This is a genomic window from Tautonia sociabilis (assembly GCF_003977685.1).
Taxonomy (GTDB): domain Bacteria; phylum Planctomycetota; class Planctomycetia; order Isosphaerales; family Isosphaeraceae; genus Tautonia; species Tautonia sociabilis.
In genome coordinates this window covers 15,854-32,599 of sequence record NZ_RYZH01000027.1, presented here as the reverse complement: position 1 = coordinate 32,599, position 16,746 = coordinate 15,854, and the positions used below count along the sequence as shown (strand labels likewise).

General features: G+C 68.3%; 15 protein-coding genes. 4 read left to right on the top strand and 11 right to left on the bottom strand.

Annotated features, from left to right (window positions below; genetic code table 11):
* Positions 1-54: 54 nt before the first annotated feature.
* The 4 genes from TsocGM_RS14485 to TsocGM_RS14470 all read right to left on the bottom strand — a co-directional run bounded on the left by TsocGM_RS14485 (position 55) and on the right by TsocGM_RS14470 (position 2,858).
* Positions 55-975, bottom strand: coding sequence for a hypothetical protein (locus TsocGM_RS14485; RefSeq protein WP_126726187.1), 921 nt, complete (start codon positions 973-975; stop codon positions 55-57).
* Entirely contained in the window at positions 959-1,294 is a 336-nt protein-coding gene (locus TsocGM_RS14480) for a hypothetical protein (protein ID WP_126726186.1), read from the bottom strand. The genes TsocGM_RS14485 and TsocGM_RS14480 overlap by 17 nt, the downstream gene beginning before the upstream one ends.
* A gap of 136 nt (positions 1,295-1,430) precedes the next feature.
* Positions 1,431-1,745 carry a hypothetical protein gene (locus tag TsocGM_RS14475; protein ID WP_126726185.1) on the bottom strand — a complete coding sequence of 105 codons (315 nt, stop codon included), beginning with the start codon at positions 1,743-1,745 and terminating at the stop codon, positions 1,431-1,433.
* Positions 1,746-1,790: 45 nt separating this feature from the next.
* On the bottom strand, positions 1,791-2,858 hold the full coding sequence (locus tag TsocGM_RS14470) for a DUF932 domain-containing protein (RefSeq protein ID WP_126726184.1): 1,068 nt from the start codon (positions 2,856-2,858) through the stop codon (positions 1,791-1,793).
* Between the two features lie 746 nt (positions 2,859-3,604).
* Here TsocGM_RS14470 and TsocGM_RS14465 point away from each other — a divergent pair.
* The 4 genes from TsocGM_RS14465 to TsocGM_RS14450 all read left to right on the top strand — a co-directional run bounded on the left by TsocGM_RS14465 (position 3,605) and on the right by TsocGM_RS14450 (position 8,508).
* Positions 3,605-3,925 carry a hypothetical protein gene (locus TsocGM_RS14465; RefSeq protein ID WP_126726183.1) on the top strand — a complete coding sequence of 107 codons (321 nt, stop codon included), beginning with the start codon at positions 3,605-3,607 and terminating at the stop codon, positions 3,923-3,925.
* Between the two features lie 237 nt (positions 3,926-4,162).
* Complete coding sequence (locus tag TsocGM_RS14460; RefSeq protein ID WP_126726182.1) at positions 4,163-4,696, top strand: helix-turn-helix domain-containing protein; 534 nt, start codon at positions 4,163-4,165, stop codon at positions 4,694-4,696.
* 64 nt (positions 4,697-4,760) lie between these two features.
* On the top strand, positions 4,761-7,850 hold the full coding sequence (locus TsocGM_RS14455) for an HsdM family class I SAM-dependent methyltransferase (protein ID WP_126726181.1): 3,090 nt from the start codon (positions 4,761-4,763) through the stop codon (positions 7,848-7,850).
* Positions 7,843-8,508 carry a hypothetical protein gene (locus TsocGM_RS14450; RefSeq protein ID WP_126726180.1) on the top strand — a complete coding sequence of 222 codons (666 nt, stop codon included), beginning with the start codon at positions 7,843-7,845 and terminating at the stop codon, positions 8,506-8,508. The genes TsocGM_RS14455 and TsocGM_RS14450 overlap by 8 nt, the downstream gene beginning before the upstream one ends.
* A gap of 288 nt (positions 8,509-8,796) precedes the next feature.
* Here the strand turns inward: TsocGM_RS14450 and TsocGM_RS14445 are convergent, their stop codons facing one another.
* The 7 genes from TsocGM_RS14445 to TsocGM_RS26070 all read right to left on the bottom strand — a co-directional run bounded on the left by TsocGM_RS14445 (position 8,797) and on the right by TsocGM_RS26070 (position 16,706).
* Positions 8,797-10,248 (bottom strand): coiled-coil domain-containing protein, encoded by a 1,452-nt coding sequence (locus TsocGM_RS14445; RefSeq protein WP_126726179.1) that lies wholly within the window; start codon positions 10,246-10,248, stop codon positions 8,797-8,799.
* Positions 10,249-10,279: 31 nt separating this feature from the next.
* On the bottom strand, positions 10,280-13,216 hold the full coding sequence (locus TsocGM_RS14440; RefSeq protein WP_126726178.1) for a type IV secretory system conjugative DNA transfer family protein: 2,937 nt from the start codon (positions 13,214-13,216) through the stop codon (positions 10,280-10,282).
* Positions 13,213-13,956, bottom strand: coding sequence for a hypothetical protein (locus tag TsocGM_RS14435; protein ID WP_126726177.1), 744 nt, complete (start codon positions 13,954-13,956; stop codon positions 13,213-13,215). The genes TsocGM_RS14440 and TsocGM_RS14435 overlap by 4 nt, the downstream gene beginning before the upstream one ends.
* A gap of 20 nt (positions 13,957-13,976) precedes the next feature.
* A complete protein-coding gene (locus TsocGM_RS14430) occupies positions 13,977-14,594 on the bottom strand; it encodes a hypothetical protein (RefSeq protein WP_126726176.1) in 618 nt (205 codons plus the stop codon).
* A gap of 4 nt (positions 14,595-14,598) precedes the next feature.
* Positions 14,599-14,979 (bottom strand): hypothetical protein, encoded by a 381-nt coding sequence (locus TsocGM_RS14425; protein ID WP_126726175.1) that lies wholly within the window; start codon positions 14,977-14,979, stop codon positions 14,599-14,601.
* A 330-nt stretch (positions 14,980-15,309) separates the two neighbouring features.
* Positions 15,310-16,077, bottom strand: a complete 768-nt coding sequence (locus tag TsocGM_RS14420) for a class I SAM-dependent methyltransferase (protein WP_126726174.1) — start codon at positions 16,075-16,077, stop codon at positions 15,310-15,312.
* Positions 16,078-16,127: 50 nt separating this feature from the next.
* Positions 16,128-16,706: a hypothetical protein gene (locus TsocGM_RS26070; RefSeq protein ID WP_158633568.1), complete on the bottom strand. Its 579-nt coding sequence runs from the start codon at positions 16,704-16,706 to the stop codon at positions 16,128-16,130.
* Between the last annotated feature and the right edge of the window lie 40 nt (positions 16,707-16,746).

Genomic DNA, 16,746 nt, shown 5'->3' with positions numbered 1-16,746 from the left:
GCTCCCCGGTGCGTGAGGTCGGCGAAGATTCGATCCACTTTCGTTGATCCGATCTTAGGCGGCTTCCCCCACGGAGTCCAGGATCTCGGCGTAGGAGGTCGCGTACAGCGCCGTGCGCGACCACCGGTCGCGCGCAAGCTTGAGCGCCTGCGGCCCGAACTCGACGACGAATCGTTGGGTGCGGGCCATTTCGTCGAGCTCGTGCGTCCCGGTGGCCCGGTCGCCGTAGATGCCGTAGTCGACCAGGAGGTCGGGCTCGGAGGCGATCTCCGACTCCCGCAGCAGCGACACCCGGATGCCGCGGCCGTGCTGCGCGTCGATCCAGGGGCGGATCGCCTCGCTCGGCAGCGGCTCGCCGATCGGCCAGAGGTGGTCGCGGAGGATCAGGATCCGCTCGATGTGCAGGCCCCGCTCGGCGAGGGCGAAGTTCAGGTGCATGCTCCGCCAGCCGGGGCGGTCCTGCCAGTAGTCGCGTGTCTTGACCCAAGAGACCGAGAGATACGAGCCGAGCCCCGGGCCTTCGAGCAACTCCTCGTAGACCGTGCGCCAGGTCTCGGTGCCGTGGAAGACGATCGTGCCGCGCGCGAGCGAATGGACCTCCGCCGCGAGCGAGGTGAGCTTCAGCACGGCAAAGCGGCGGAGCGCCGGGTCGCCCTGCAGGGACAGATCTGCGAGCGAATCGGAGAAGGAGCGATAGAGGTCGAACAGGTCATGCTCGGGGGCCAGAGCCATCGGGATGCGGAGCTGCTCCAGCAGTCGGGCCCGCTCCCGCTCCCGCTCGGCCTCCTGCTCGAGGTAGGCGACGAACAGACCGGCCAGCATGCTAACGCACGCCCCGAGGGCGGCGATCTGGGCCGGCGGCGGGGCGAAGATCGACACGAGCGCCATCGCCAGCGAGCCAACCATCGCCGTGCCGACGAACCGGAAGCTCAGCACCGCCGGGCGGGGCCGGCATGAGTCACTTCGACCTGGCATGGCGCGGCTGCGTCCCGGTTGCGCGGCTGGACTTCCCTCTCCCCTTCACGCGTCGGTTTGGGCGGGCCGGGCGATGGGGCGGAGACGCATCGCGTCGCTGCCTGAGCACTTCGATCGCCCGCCTGCGGTACGAGGCCGCATCGTCCGGCACCTCGGGCTTCGCCCAGTACACGGCCGCGGGCGGGACCTCGCAGAGCGCGTCGACGGAGCGATCCGCGACGATCGCCAGGAACATCGGCCGCTCGCGGTGCACGACGGCCCACATCCGCTCGCCCTTCGCGCCCGCGTAGCTCTTCACGGTCCATTTCCCCTCGTCCATGCGCCCTCCAATTAGAGCGAGTTGGCCGCCTCGAGCCGGCTCGCCGGGTTGGCTGGTGTCGGGCGGTGGTGCCTCCTCTCGGGGAACCTCTCGCGGGGCGTGGCCGACCTCCGTGTCGGCCATTCAGCCCGTCGCGTCAGAACGGCACGTCGGCTGCCTGCATCTGCTCGCTGATCCAGGTGTGGGCCAGGTCGACGACCTTGGCCAGGAGCAGCAGGTCGTCGCGGCCGAAGCTGTCGGAGGTCCGCCAGTACTGCTCGCCGTCCTTGTAGAGCCGGGTGACGGTCGCGTTGTAGCGCAGCCCCGCCTCGGTCTCGTTGGCCCAGATCGCGGCCCGGATGTTCCGCAGCCGCACCACGTGCACCGGCCGATTCCGGTCCGGCGCCTCCTCCGGCGGATCCTGCCCGTTGTGCTCCGCGCGCGGCCGCGCCTTCGCCTTCGAATGACTCATCGGAAGTCCTCCAGCCGGGATCGGGGGGATCGTCAGAATTCCCGGTCAGACGGCCAGCGCCGCGGTCTGCGTCGCCTCCCCCCTCGCCGATACGAGATCGAGGAGCCGCGCGGCCCTCTGGTCGGCCTCGGTGCGCTCGCCCGCGTAGGGGATCTCCTGCGCCAGGCGCGTCAGCGCGTCGACAACGGAGAAGATGGTGAAGCCCTGCCCGTGGGCCAGCTCCACCGCCTTCGAGCCCAGGCCGCGCGGCACGCCGAATGTCTGCAGGCGATCGAGCACCTCGTCGGCGTCCTCGCCCAGCCGCTCTTTCATCGCCTTGGCCACGACGCGGACGAAGCCGTCTCGGCGCTCGTCGCGCCGCCGGACCAGGGCCTCGATGATGCGGCGGACCTCGCCGAGCGCGTCGCCGATACGCGAGGTGTGCTTGGCGGTGAACTCGGTGACCTCGACGGCGTCCCAGACGATGTGGTTGCGGCAGCAATGCTGGAACCAGAACGTCGAGACGCCCAGCGCCCGCCGGCCGACCTCGCTGTTCCAGACGAAGAAGCCCGGGGCGAACGCCTCGCCCTCGACCTCGGCCCAGCCGGCCGGGTCGATCTGGAAGGCGAACATGTCCTGCTCGCCCGCGTACAGCCCCGTGCCGCCGGAGTAGGCCCGTGGCGGGGGCTGGAAGTCGACGGCGAATTCGGCGACGACGGCCAGCAGGTCGGCGTTCCAGAGCCGCGTGTAGTGCGTGCCGTGGACCGAGCGGACGGAGTCGCCCTCGGTGAGCACCTGCGTCGGCCGGTTGCCGCGCGGCAGGGTCTCCGCGAGCGCCGTGGCGGCGGTCTCGGGGCTGAGCCGGTTGATCGTGTCCTTGCTCACGCCGGCGATCCGGCAGAGCTGTGAGAACGACCAGTCGTTGAGGAGGCTCGCGCCGTCGTCGCCGAGCTCCAGCAGAATCTGCCCGTCTCGGGCAAAAGGCCGGATCGTCTGCGGCAGCTGCCAACGGTCGCGGCCCTCCTCCTTCTGCCTGCGGCAGTGGTCCCAGAGGGCCTGGAGGTCGGTCGCACACTCGTCGGGGTCGCGGCGGAAGAGCTGCTCGTGGGCGCGGGTGAGGTTCTGCCTGGTCATGGGCGATGCTCCGGACGGGGTGACGGGTTGCGGACAGGGACCGAGCGTTCGACCGCCCACGCGGGCGGCCCTACGCTCGGCCTGTCGCCTTCCGTCACACCGCGTCGCGACGAGTCGTCGCCCGACGCAAACCTTCTCAAATTGGCACCACGGCCCCTCGACCCGGCCTCGTCGCCCGGTCGGGGGGTGGATTGGTCTCGTCTATCCCGGATCGAATCTCAGAGATCGGAGTGCCTCTGGGTCTATCGCCGCGCCGTTCGGGTACGACGGGGGCATGGGGCTCGTTCGACGACCCGATGGTGGCGATCCGGGGGCGTCGAGATGCCGCGGGAGGTCGACCGGCCGATCGTTTCGACGAGGAAATGCAGATCGGAATCCGTGCGGCGTCGCATCCTGTCGCCGCCTGTCGCCGGCATGCGCAGGACCGGGTGATTCGCCCGAGAAATCCCGGAAATCCCGGTACACACCGCCGGCTCGGCCGCCTAGAATCGGTCGTATGCGAGGCCCCGCGCGGCACTCGCCCCGAGATCTCTCTTTTCCCCCCACCCCCTCACCGGGGCGTTCGCAAACGAAGCAATAGGTGAGGCGTTTCCCCGACCCGCCGGGCGGTTCGCAAACCGAGCAATAGGCGGGGCCGTCGCGAGGCGGCCGATGATGAACCTCCGCGTGCTGGACCTGGGAGCAGGCCATGCGACGCGGCGAAACCAAGCAGGAGGTCTATGAGGACCAAAGAGGATGTACGAAGGATGAAGTCGAGGCAGTACGTGGAGCACGTGGTGAAGTCGCTCCCGGTCCGGCCGAAGGCGCCGATCAAGCAGTTCCAGCGCGGCCACGCGGTCGTGCAGGCCTGGGATCGGGTCTCGGAGGGCGGGGTGAACTACCAGTGCTTCACGGTGTCGAGGCTGGCGGAGATCAACGGAGAGCCGGACGCGGTCCCCGACGTCTACTTCAACGATCTCCGCGACGCCCGGCGGGCCTTGCGACAGCTGGAAAAATGGTGGAAGGCGGAGCGCAAGCGCTCCCGCCCCCCACTCTGGAAGAGATTAGTTTCTTTGACGGGACTCTAATCTCGACCAATCAGCTCTTTGATTGACGAACCGTAGGGCGAGGGGATTTCACGGATGAGACGCTCGCCCGAATCGCCTGGAGCACGGACGCCCATGGCCGATTCATTCGATTCCCACAACAGGCTCCTTGCCATCGGCAGGGAGCCTGTCGCATTTCCGAGGTTAGCACGGACGGGCGTCGCTCGGCAAAGCCGAGTTCTGGGCGCAACTCACCGTGTCTTTTGTAGGTTATGACGGATGACCTGCAAAAGGAGATGCGTCAATCGCTCCTCGACCGGCCTCAGAACGATTTCCGACCACCGTTCGATTTTTGAGTTGAAGTCACCTCAACTACCACGTACTGTTAATGCGAGCAGGAGGTGTACTGTCATGGAGCTTGGCACTCGGATGCGGCAGTTGCGACGCGAGCGTGGCATGACCCTACGCGAGGTGGCTCACGCGGCAGGCGTGAACCAGACCTACCTCTCGAAGATCGAGAACAACAAACCCGGCTTCGTTCCGGCGGCGGAGACGGTTCGCGCACTTGCGACTGTCCTGGGCGCAGATCCCCTCGAGCTCCTGATGCTCGCCGGCAAGGTTCCACCGGAACTTGAGCACATGGTCGCATCGCCCTCGGGGCGGAGGTTCTACGTCCGATCTCGTGGGATCACCTCATCGGCCGAGTGGGATGCCTTGACCGACCTCCTCGATAGTCGGAGCGGAGGCGTCCAAACTCGTCGGGACGCGGGCGATGGAGCGAAGAGCATCGCCCCCGGGAGCCGAGAAACGTAGATGCGCGAGCGGGGCGATACTTCGTTCTGTCTCACGCGTCCCTTGACCGTCCAGTTGGCAGAGCATGACAGAGCATAATGAGCAGTTCGAGAGCCAGTTAGAAGAGCTTGGGTTCTACAGGAACGGGGAACCAAGCAAGGGGATGCTGCGCGCGGGGGAATTGAAGAACGCCCGGCGTGCTGGCGTTCCCGCGAATCAAATTGATCGTTCCTTCAAGTATGAGGCCGTCCTCGGAGGCGACAAGCTCGGCGTAACCGAAATCTTCGAACTCGACGGGTCGCCCTGCATCTACTTCAAGTCGGTAGGGGCGGAGCCGACCACGGAACAACTTCAGAATTGGCACCGGGCCGCCTGGAACCACGGCCTGGCTCGCATGCTATGGATAAGCACGCCTTCTCGCATAAGGATATTCAATGCATTCGCCACGCCGCGGGATGGGGGAGCGGGGGTCGACGACCCCGAAGTCGAACTCTTCAGCGATGTCGCCGGCAACCTGGAGCGATTACGAGAACTCCGCCTCACCCGCGATGCCCTCTCGTCGGGCGAGTTTTGGTCCGGGCCGCTCGGCAGACGGATCGATCGGTCGACTCGGATCGATGAACAACTGGTTGCCGACCTAACGGTCGCTGCGACAAAGCTCAAGCAGCGAGACATGCAAGGGCTCTCCGCGCATCGGCTCCTACTCCGAACGATCTTCATCGCCTACCTCGAATCGAAGAAGATTCTGCCACCAGACCTCTTTCATGGCCTGGGGGTGACCTGCTTCGAGGAGGTACTCGGCGACGCCGAAGCGACGCAGACCTTCTTCGCCCGGATGCGAGAGACCTTCAATGGCGACTTGTTCCCACCGCCCCCCAAGAGGGAGGAATCCCTGGGCAGCGAAGGCCTGCTTACCGAGGCGCAGTTGGAGATCCCGCGCTGCATCCTGGCCCGGACCGACCTAACCACCTTCCAGCAGAGCCTCAATTTCTGGCGTTACGACTTCGATGTCATCCCGATCGAGCTGATCAGCTCGATCTACGAGCAATTTATCCACGCGGCCGACCCAGAGCGTGCTACGCGGGCGGGCACGCATTACACGCCGGTCAACCTAGTTGATCTGGTCCTCTCGCAAGTGTTCGACGACGGCCTCTTCAAGGGTGATAGCCTCGGTCCCGATGCGAAGATCCTCGATCTCTCGTGCGGGTCCGGGGTGTTCTTGGTGGAGGCTCTGCGTCGCCTCGTGGCCCGGCGTATCGCAAGCGGCGAGGAGCACACACGTGAGCTAGTTCGCGAGACGCTCTACGGACAAGTCTTTGGCGTTGACATTGAGGAGACGGCCGTTGAGATCGCTGCCTTCAGCCTCTGCCTCACCGCCTTCGAGTTGGATCCAGACCCGAACTCGTCCCGCCCGCTCCGCTTCGAGCGCGAGTTGAAGGGGCAGAACCTCTTCGTCGGCGATGCCTTTAAATCCGGGGGCGCGTTCGAGCAGGCCCCACCGTTCAGGGACAAGGATTTTTCTGTCATCGTCGGCAATCCTCCGTGGACTCGCCACAAAGGCCCGCGGTCCGGTCGTCCCGGCGCGGCCCCCGCGCACGTGGAGTATTGCGAGACGAGGGTTCCCAAAGTCACCTTGCCTTTCCGAAATCCTCCGGACCAAGCCTTCATCTACCGGGCCGCAGACTTCTCCCGGCCAAATGCTCGATTCGGCTTTATCCTCGAAGGGAAGCGTTTCTTCAGCCATCATCCGCAGTCCATTCAGGCCAAACGTGAGCTGTTCCAAGCCTTCGCACCTCGAATCTTCTTCAATCTGTCGGCACTTCACCGGGAAAAACTCTTCCCTTCCGCTGAACAACCGGCGGTCGCCGTCGTGTTCGAGAATTCTCCGGCGAAGCAAGAGGACTCCTTCCTGTACGTGACGGTCGAACGGGATCTGACATATCGGGAGCATGGGGTATTGCGCGTCGGCCCGGAGAACATTCATCGAATCTCAGTCCGATTGGCGGCGGCGAATCAGTACACGCTGAAGGTCGCAGCTTGGGGCACGGCCCGTGACATGGCACTGGTGGAGCGTGTCGCGGAAACCCACCCGAGCTTGGTTAACTACCTGCGAGGGTTCGGCCTCGAGATGTTCCAAGGCTACATCCCCGGGGACAAATCACGTCCGGTGCCGGTGGAGCTTCATGGCTTACCGTGTCTTGCGAAAACTAAGCTCATACCGTTTCATCTTGATGCCTCGCCGCTGCCAGAATTCCGAGAACGACGACTCCAATGGCCTCGCGATCCTCACATCTACCGCGGGCCGTTATTACTCACGGCGTGCGGCCTTCGTGGAAATCGGCTGGTTGCGGCCGTCTGCAACGATGACGTGGTCTACTCGCTATCGTATTGCGGGATCCCCATGGGCCGGACGGACCCGAAGCTAGCCAGTTACCTGAACGCGGTCTTGAACTCGTCTTTCGCCGCCTACTTCGTGTTCCTGACGGCGACGAAGTGGGGCATCGAGAAGTACGAGGTCCTGCCGAACGACTTCCTGCGCATCCCGGTGCCCGACATGGCTACGGCCGACGCGGTGGCGGTCACGCGTGTACTGAGGGTTGAGTCGGCATTGAGGAAGAGCGGCAAGATTCAGCCAACCGCGACCGGCATGGCCGAACTGGATGACGCTGTTTTCACTCTCTACCAGCTAGAAGGCTGGGAGCGGGTGCTTGTCGAGGACATGGTGGGGCTTACCATCGACCATCAGAGAAACCACGGCAAGTCCAAGGCGTTGGTGGCGCCGGACACCCCAGAATGTGTGCGGTACGCCGAATCGCTCATCGACGTCATTCAACCGCTGCTGGTTACGAATCGGAGGCAGGCGGTCTCCGCCGAAGTCTACGACGTCGATGGTCCTCTAAGGATTGCGAAATTCCAGTTCGTGCGCGAGCAGAATGCAAAGCCGTCCCTACGCGTGGTTGAGAAGCAGACGCTCTCCCCGCTGCTCGACAGGATCGCCGAGTCCTTGGACGAAGAGATGGCCGCGAGTCTCTACACGCGACGGCATCTCCGACTCTACGCGGACGATACGTTCTACATCGTTAAACCGGCTCAGAGACGATTTTGGAGCCGTTCGGCGGCCATGGCCGATGCCGATTCCGTTCTAAAGGATCTGATGGGTTCGGCCCGTGAATGAGCTGATTAAGCCCCCGAGCGTCGGCTCTTTCGGATCCGCTGGCGAGCTCGTCCTCGAGGACGTTATCACGACCATCCTGGACATCACCATCAAGGCTTGGCCGCGAGTGGTCGCCGGTGGCAAGGTGAGTGCGCGGAGTAGCGAAGACGACATCAGTGATGAGCTTCGTTGGCAGATGGACGCTGAGAAGAGGCGCCGTAATCCCATGCCGCGTTTGCGGTTCGAGCGCGAGCCACAGAGCGACTTGCCAGATAAGAGCCGTAGCATCGGACTGATCGATGTTTACGTGATCTACAGCTTTGAGCAGACCGAGTACTTCGCCATCGAGTGCAAGAGGCTCGCAGATGCGGATTCAGACCTGTCCCGCTATTACGTAACGGACGGTGTGAATCGATTCGTGATCGGGAAATACAGCCTCGGCCATCCGTACGGCGCGATGGTCGGCTACGTTTGTGCGGGCGAATGCGGGGTTGTCGCGAGCCAGATAGAGAAGCGGCTCAAAGACTTCGATCGCGCAGTCACGGCCATTTCCTCCAGTTGGATGTGGCGGCAGGAAGATAGGTTCGGGCGCATCCCCAACCTGTTTAGCACGAAGCACACCCAGGTAGGCATTCAACACGAAATAACCCTTCTCCATTTGTTCGTATCGCTTAATTGATTTAACGCGGTCTCGTTCAATTGGTCCACTCCTTGGCGAGGGCCTTCGTGCCTGCGCCCGATTGCGGTGGGTTACAGCTATCGTTCTAGCTGATGAACCCTCGGTCTTGCAGCAAACGGATGAGCGACGCGACGAGTTGCTGCTCCGCGCTTCTCATCGTCTGCGAGGGTGTTGAAGACCCGGCGGTCGGTCTCAATGCCTCGGTCCTTGAACACCGGGCTCGGGAGCCAATAGAGAGCCGCATTCCCGATCCTCACGTCGGGCGGCAGCACGTTGGCAAGGCGGCTCTTACGGCGTGAGCAGCCCTTCCTCGACCATGATCTCGCCGTAGGTGACCAGGAACTCCTGGATCCGCTGCAGGTCCGCCTGCGCCTCGGCGAAGGTGTTCTCCATCGTGGGGAAGCCGCCGCGTTCCCGGTCGTTCATCTGGTTGGCCGCGGTGGCGAAGTGCAGCCGCCGCAGCGACTCGACGCTCCGCTCGAGCAGCCCCGCGCCCCGGAGCTTGCCGAGGGACACCGGCCCGTAGTCGGTCGTCCGCACGAACTTGTCCCGGCGCGGCTGGGTGTAGCCCGGCGTCGTGAACGCGGTCAGGTAGGGCTGCATGCCCGGCCATTGCTGCTCGAAGGCCTTGCGGAGCTGCTCCCGCCGCGCCTCGGCGAGCCGCGCCTCCATCTCCTGCTCCTGACGCCTCCTCACCGATTCGGCCTCCTCGGCGATCCGCCGCGCCTCCTGCTCGCCGACCATCCGCTTCGCCTCGGTCTCGGCCTTGATGCGCTCGACCTCCGCCCGGCCCTCGGACTCGAGCTGCTCCCGGCGCGCCGCGGCGAGCGCCGCCTCGCGCTCGCGCCGGGCCTTCTCCTCCTCGGCCTCGATCAGGGTCGTCGCCGCGATCGCCTCCTCGGCCTCCTGCTCGGCGATCGCCTCGCGGAGCGTCTTCGCCGCCGGCTCCCCGGCGGCCTTGGCGTGGGTGGTCAGCGTCTGGACCTGGATCCGCGGGGTGCGGTAGGCATCCCTCCCCTCGCGGGCCTGCTTCAGGAGCCCCTCGAGCTGCCCGGCGAGCGCCTCGTCGGGGATCAGCGCGTCGGCGGGGCTGGCCAGCGCGTCCTCCACCGGCTCCAGGAGCGTCTCCAACGCGGAGCGGAGCCCCTCGGCCTCCTCGCGGCCGGGCCGCTCCTGCGCCGCGATCGCGCGGTAACGCCGGACGTAGGATGGCTGCCCGGCGAGCGCCCTGCCCGAATCGTCGCCGAGCAGGCCGATCACCTCGGCCTCCCAGCGGTCGAACTCCTGGTCCCACTCGGCGAGCGCCTCCCGCACCCGGGCGCCCAGCGTCGCGACCTGCTGCTGCTTCGCCTTGGCCGAGGCGAGCTCGGCCCGCTTGATGCTCGCCACCGTCTCGAGTTCCGACTGCTCGAGGAAGCGGTCGAGCTCCTCGGGCTCGCCCGGCACGCCCTGCTCGCCGCCTCCGGCGACCGCGGGCGGGTCAGCCCCCGCGCCCTCCTCGCCGGGCCTGCCGAAGAACTGATAGATTACGCACCCGCCGAAGAGGATCAGGCCGATGAGCGGCAGGACGCTCTTTCGCAGCGCCGAGGCCGGCCCCCGGTCGACCGGCTCGTCGGCCCGCTCGGGCCCCTCGAGCCGGGCGCGCGCCCGCTCCATCCCGGCGGCGACGCTCCCGACGATCGCCCAGACCAGCAGGAACAGCCCGGCGATGCCCACCAGCCAGCTGAGGAAGTCCGCCATCGCTCGTCGCCTCCGAAGGTGTCGCGGGTGATCAGGGTCGTTCGCCGGTCGCACCGCCCGGCTGCCCGCCGTCGGGCGGGGGCAGCGGCCGATCGGCCGGCCCGGGCACGGGGCCGGGGGCCGCGCCGTCTCGCCGCCCCGGCGGCCAGGGCAGGAGCGGCCACGGCTCGCGGGAGCGCTTCTCGTAGAGCTCCCGGCTGATGTGGAACATCGTGCGCAGTGGGAACGGGCGGAAGAACTGCGTGTAGCCGTTGCCCCGCGCGAAGTGGGCGATGGACAGGTCGTCGACGAAATTCGCCCAGAGGATCCGGTTCCGGCTGAACGCCGGGCGGAAGACCTCCGCGCGGCTCGTGCCGACCGACCTGGTGACGCTCTCGCTGCCGCCCTTCCTCCCGGACGAGTGCGTCACGGTCACCTGGGTATTCACCGTCCTGAGGTACTCGATGTACTCCCCGGAGGCTTCTTGCAGCTCGCGTTGCTGGGCCAGGTCGCTGGCGCGGAAGGACCAGCGCAGCGCGGTCGTCGCCGTGAGCACGTCGTGCAGCCGCACGCCGCCGCGATTGAGGTCCGAGGGCAGCTGGTTCGCGAGCACCATGCCGACGTCGAAGCTGCGGGCCTGCTTGAGGATCACGCCGAGGTTGGCGCCGATGATCTCCTGGAACTCGTCGATGATGCAGTAGACCTGGTGCCGGTTCGACTTCGGGATGAACAGCGCCGAGGTCAGCAGCGCGTACAGCGCGAACTTCGCCGCCTGCTGGTTGGCCCCGCCGCCCATGAGCGCCGGCACGTAGAAGTAGACCACCTGCGGCCGGGCGAACAGGGAGGGCAGGTCGATGCACCGGTCCGGGTCGCCGCTCGTGTCGTTCAGCGGCGCCGAGTTGGCGAAGGCGCCGAGCTGGGAGCGCACGTGGTAGGAGTTGTCCCAGTGGGTCTGCGGCGTGTTCGGGAAGAGGCGTTCGCGGATCCCGCGATCCTGGAGCAGGCGGTGCAGATCGGCGAGCGAGCGGACCTCGGGGTGGTGCCGGAACAGCCGGGAGAGGACCTCCTCCTGGATGTCGGCGAAGTAGCGGTCCGCCCCGCCGTCCTGGTAGCGCAGGCCGAAGGCGTCCATGACGGCGCGGCCCTTCTGCTCCGGGTTGTAATACTCCATGTGGGACTGCATGAGCGGGTTGAAGCCGAAGGTCGTGCAGCCGATCTGCTCGCGGTACCACTTGAAGGGCAGCCCGCGCGCCTCGTGACGGATGCCGTGGAAGAGCGCGTCGTCGCCCTTCAGGTCGATGACGAGCAGGGAGCAGTCCCCCCGCTCGCGGGCGAAGCGGCAGAGCTGGGCGGCCATCGCGGCGATGCCGCGGCTGCTCTTGCCCGAGCCGCTGTCCCCGGTCACGTGCACGTGCTCGCGGAGCATGTCCCGGTGCATCAGCACCGGGGACTCGTCGTCGGTGTCGAAGTCCTGGGCGAAGCCGAGGAACAGGTGCTCGCGCTCCAGGGGGTTGGGCGAGTTGTGCAGCGCGTCGATGTAGCCCTGCCACTCGGGGTCGTACCACGCGGGCGACTCCTCCGGGGCGCCGTCCTCCTCGCGCCGGTGCTGCCGGAAGTCGGGGTGGGTGAGCCGCAGCTCCAGGAGCGCCAGCTCGTGCCCGAAGGCCGACCAGCAGGCGGCAAACAGCAGGAGCGGCGGTACGGCCATGCCCAGCACCAGGGCCAGGATGAAGGTCCAGAGGAACAGCGGCCGGCCCCTCCAGGCGCCGGCGTAGTTGGGCGGGATCCAGGACTCGGGCGTCGTGAGGGCGCCGGCGTCGCGCCGGCCGACAGGCGCCCGGCGCGCGGCGGCCTGCGCGCGCGCCGCCCGCAGCAGGTACGCCGAGCGCCGCTCCTCGCCCTCGAGCTGCTCGTAGTAGAGCCGCTGGCGGGGCGAGAGCCGCACCTCGGGGTCCGGCGACGGCCCGCCGCCCCACGCCGCCCGCCGCTCCGCCCCCACCCGGAGCCAGGGCGAGGTCCCCTCCGGGCCGAGCATGAGCACGGGGAAGAAGCAGGCGGCGACGTTGAGCGACGCCCCGGCCACCAGCAGGGCGGCGGCGAAGAGGCTCAGCCGCAGCCATGCCGCCCCGTAGGGGCTCAGGTGCAGCCCCGGCGTCCAGCGGTCGCGGGGGTTGTAGCTCAGCCAGTTGGACAGGGCGCGGGCCACCACCCCCGCCTGGAGCCGCGCCGGCACGCGCTTGAGCCCGAGCAGGTGCGGCAGGGCGAGCGCCTGGAGCGGGAGGTAGGCCAGCAGGGCGAGGACGACGACCATCCCCGTCGTGTAGGCCGGCATGCAGGCCAACGCCAGGAGCCCCACCCCGAACGCCGCCGCCAGGAGCAAGAGCCCGACCAGGTAATGGTCGAGGACCCGCGGCCGCCGGTTGTGGCCGAAGAGCCCCAGCACCGCCGTGAGCCAGGACTCGCGCGCGAAGCGGCCCTTCCACCGCCGCCGGATGAGCTCCCGGGTGTCGGAGTCGAGCCGGGCGTCGGCCAGGAGCCAGGCCAGGTAGTTCCCGGCCAGCGCGTCGGCCAGCAGCAGCGTGACGAGGAGCACCACGACGAGCAGCACCCACGGGGGCTGGGCCAGGAGCACGATCGTCGCCCAGACCAGGGGCGCCCGAAGGAACCGGGTGATCCAGACCTCGGGCGGATCGTCGCCGAAGTAGCTGGGCATGCCATCGACCAGGGAGATCGCCACGAAGAGCGCGATCACTTGCCAGGAGAAGGCCATCGTCCCCAGCGGCACGACGTAGCAGAAGAGTCGCGTCGCGAGCGCCCCGGCGAAGGCCGCCAGCGCGAGCGAGGCGATGATGTAGGGTGTGAACGGGTTTCGGGTCTCGCCGGCGCGGGTCCCGGGCGCCCGGTAGGAGAACGCCATCCCCTCGCGGTCCCAGCCCTCGGGCAGCAGCTCCACGCGGAGCGAATCGCGGTCGCGGTAGAAATCCCTCATCCGGCGTCGTCGCTCCCGTCGTCGGGTGAAGCTCGGGCCGCCGCGTCGCCGCGGCCCAGGAGCAGTCGGAGCGTCTCCGAGGTCCGCACCTCCAGGGGGAACGGGTCGAGCTTGCGGAGCGCCCGCTCCAGCGCCCGACGCTTGCCGTCGGAGGTGGTGATCAGGACGATCCCGAACCGGCCGGCGTCGGCCAGCTCGCGGAACTTCAGGCCCTCGGCATTATAACGCTTGGCGAACTGCTTGTGGCACTTCCTCACCCGGGCCTCGGCGTTGCTGCCGCAGTCGACCTCCAGCCAGCCGAGCCACGGGCGTTCGCCCTCGGTGTGGAAGTAGCGGTTCCGGGCGATCCCCCGCCCGTCGAAGCCGGGGAAGCCCTCGCGGATCTCCCGGGCGGTGATGTGCTCGCGCCGCTCGTCGGCCAGGCAGCAGTACTCGAGCATCGCCAGGTGGTGGGCCAGGCTCGTCGGGCCGGGCGGCCGGGCGAAGTCCTCATCCTCGCCGTACTCCCGCGCCGCCGCGGCCGTGAGCAGGTAGATCTTCTGCGGGCCGATCAGCGGCGCCTCGTGGAGGAAGGCGGCGAGCCGCCCGAGGACCTGCGATACGGCGTTGGGCGTGCAGCCCGGCTCCCAGAACAGGCGGCGGAGCACCTCGATCGTGGTCAGCCGGTAGCGATGGACGTGATCGAGGATCGCCCGGTCGCGATCGGTGAGCTTGATGGTGCGTGCGGCGGCCTTCGACATCGCCCCTCTCCTCTCTCCCCTCACCAAAGTTCGTAGGCCAGTCGCGCGTTGGCGCAGACCCGGTGGAAGACCCGCACCCGAGCCGGCCCGTAGCTGCCGCCGAACTCGATCGCCCGAGTGGGCCGCCCACGCCCGTCGACCAGGACGGCGTCGGGGATCTTGCCGCGCTTGCGGCCCCGGCGGAGCGTCTCCTCGCCGCGCCAGCGGGCGAGTTGGCCGGGGTCCGCCTCGGCGAGCCGGGCGTAGATGGCGGCGACGTGGAGGTCGTGGGTGGCCTGGAGCGGGTAGTCGAGGCGTCCGCCGGAGCCGCCGAAGAGGTGCACGGCCCGGCGGCCGGCAAGGTACACGGTGGTCGTGACGGGCGGCTCGCGCCAGCGCGCCTTGAGCCGGTAGCTCACCCGGCCGAAGTCCGGCTCCGGCCCGCCGGGCTCCCAGCGGACCAGCGGCCCGCTGAGGTCGAGCAGCGGGCGGGCCTGCACCCGGGCGGTGAGGACCAGGCCCGCCGCGTCGAGGGCCCGGAGCCTGCGGCGGACGCAGGCCTCGGAGCAGCCCCAGAGCCGCGCCAGCAGCGCGGGGGTGATCAGCCGGAACCGGCCGGTGAGGCACTCCAGCAGCGCCTCGTCGCGGCCGGTCAGCACCGGCTCACGGCTTCGAGCCCGGGCTGGCATCGAACATCGCCTCGGTCTTGGAGGTCGTCGCGGGGGCACGTCCCCGCTCCGGCTGCCGGCCCCGCGCCGGCGGCCCCGCCTTCGGCCCTGCCTCACGCTTGCCGGTGCCCGGTCCCTGGCCCGAAGGCGGCAGCGCCGGCTTCGCGCCCGGCGGGTCGGATGCCTCCACGAGCCCGGGGCGATCCGCGCCCGGCGATGAGTCGTACTCCGTCACCCGCTCGAGCGTGACGACCACCTCGGTCCGCTCGACCACCACCTCCGCCCCCTCCGTGAGGACCTTGCCCGCCTCGGCCGCGCCCCGCAGGATCGCGTCCCGCGTCCGCTTCTCCAGCCAGTCCATGAACGGCAGCCCCATCGCGGTACCTCCGACTGAAGCCTCATCGGGTCCGGTGCCAGATCGAAGGTACGGGGCCGTTTCGGGCCCTTCAAGGCCAATCCAACAGAAAATGCTGATGCGTGCGACAGCCGACGACAGCCGGTGACAGCGGCCCTGCGACGCGGCCCGAAGTGTGCCCCCGAGGCGACGTCGCGCACGGAAAGAGGCGGGGCGCGCGGCGCCGAAAAGGCGACAGCGTTGCTCGGAAACGGGTTGCGTCGAATTGGCCCTCAGCGAGCCGCAAAGGTGGGGGGAACACCCTTGCTGAGGCTCCGGCTGAGGGCCTGGCCGCAAGTTGGCCGATTCCGCTCAGCCCCTCCAGAGCTGCGGCGCGGCGGGGTCGCGCCGCAGGATGAGGCAGACGTCGTGCAGCCGCGGGATGAAGCTCCCGGAGTAGGCCCGGCGGGCGGAGGTGCTGCCGTGCCCGAAGCGGATAATCTCGGGCGCGGCGAGCCAGAGCCCCTCGGCCGCGGCGGCGTCCAGCGCCCGGAACGGCAGGCCGAGGTAACGCCCCTCGTGCCGGCCGTCCCCGATGAGGAGCGCCAGCACCCCGCCGGCGGCGAGCACGTCGCGACAGTTCCGCAAGACCTGCCTGAGGCGCCCGACGAAGGCCGCGACGGTCGGGGCACCCGACAGGCAGCGGGCGTCCCCGGGGTTGTAGGCGACCATCTTCCAGTAGGGCGGGTGGAGCCAGACGAGGTCGAAGCGGCCGAGCCGCGCGTAGTGCTCGGGGTCGGTCGCGTCGAAGCCCCGCTTCAGGTCGCGCCCCTCGTAGGGGATGCCGAGCGCCCGGCAGACGTCGCCGCAGGTGCCGCCGCCCTCCATCGGGTCGAGCACGCGGCGGGGGTTATAGAAGCGGATGAGGTCCTCGATGAGGAGCCCCGAGCAGTTGCCGCGATAGCGCCGGTCGCCGTAGGGCCCGCGGCCGGGGCGGGCGTGGATGCTGGTCAGCCACGGGACCGGGCTCCCCGTCCGGGGCGCCTCGGGCAGCGGCGTGCCGTCGCTGAGGGGCGGCGCCTTGGGCGTCGGCCCCGGGGGTGGTTCGTCTCTTCGTCGTCGGGTGTCTTCGGTCTGCATGGTCCTCATTCGATGGTTGCGTGCCGGGTTTTCCGCCCGGCGGTGGTCCTTCAGTCGCCGAGTTCTGCGGGCACGATCACGCTCGTGACCGCGCGGTCGGGGTCCGTGACGACAAAGAACTGCGTGCCGTCCCGGGCACGGTGGGCGGAGACGAGCCGTTCGCCCTCCCTCAGCCCCCGCTCGTTTGCCTCACGGAAGTCCTCGTCGAGTTCGCCCCACACGCCGCGGCCGTGGCGCAGGGCGGCGACGCAGACGTCGAGCGGCGTGAGGTCCTCGAGGGCGGCCTGTGTCACGTCGTGGCGGCCAAGCGGCAGCAGGGCACGGCGCCTCGGCAGCCCGGCCGCCTTCAGCGCCCGCATGACCTCGTCCCAGTCCACCAACGCGCCGCCGCAGGGCACCGCCAGGTGTCCGGCCCCGAGCCGTCTCGCGAGCGCCGCCCCCCAGCTCTTCTGGAAGCCGTCGCCCTCCGCCTGTAACCGGCATGCCTCGGCGAGCAGGTCGCGGAGCGAGTCGTAGTAGCCCATCAGCACGACCGCCGCCCACCGCTCATAGTCTCCGAGCCCGTCGCCGCCCTTCGCTTCGTCTCCCGTCGCCGGATGTTGCTCGTGGTGACATCTCTGCTGTCCCATGGTCCTCCCCGGATGGTGAAGGCCGGGCCAGGGGCCCGGC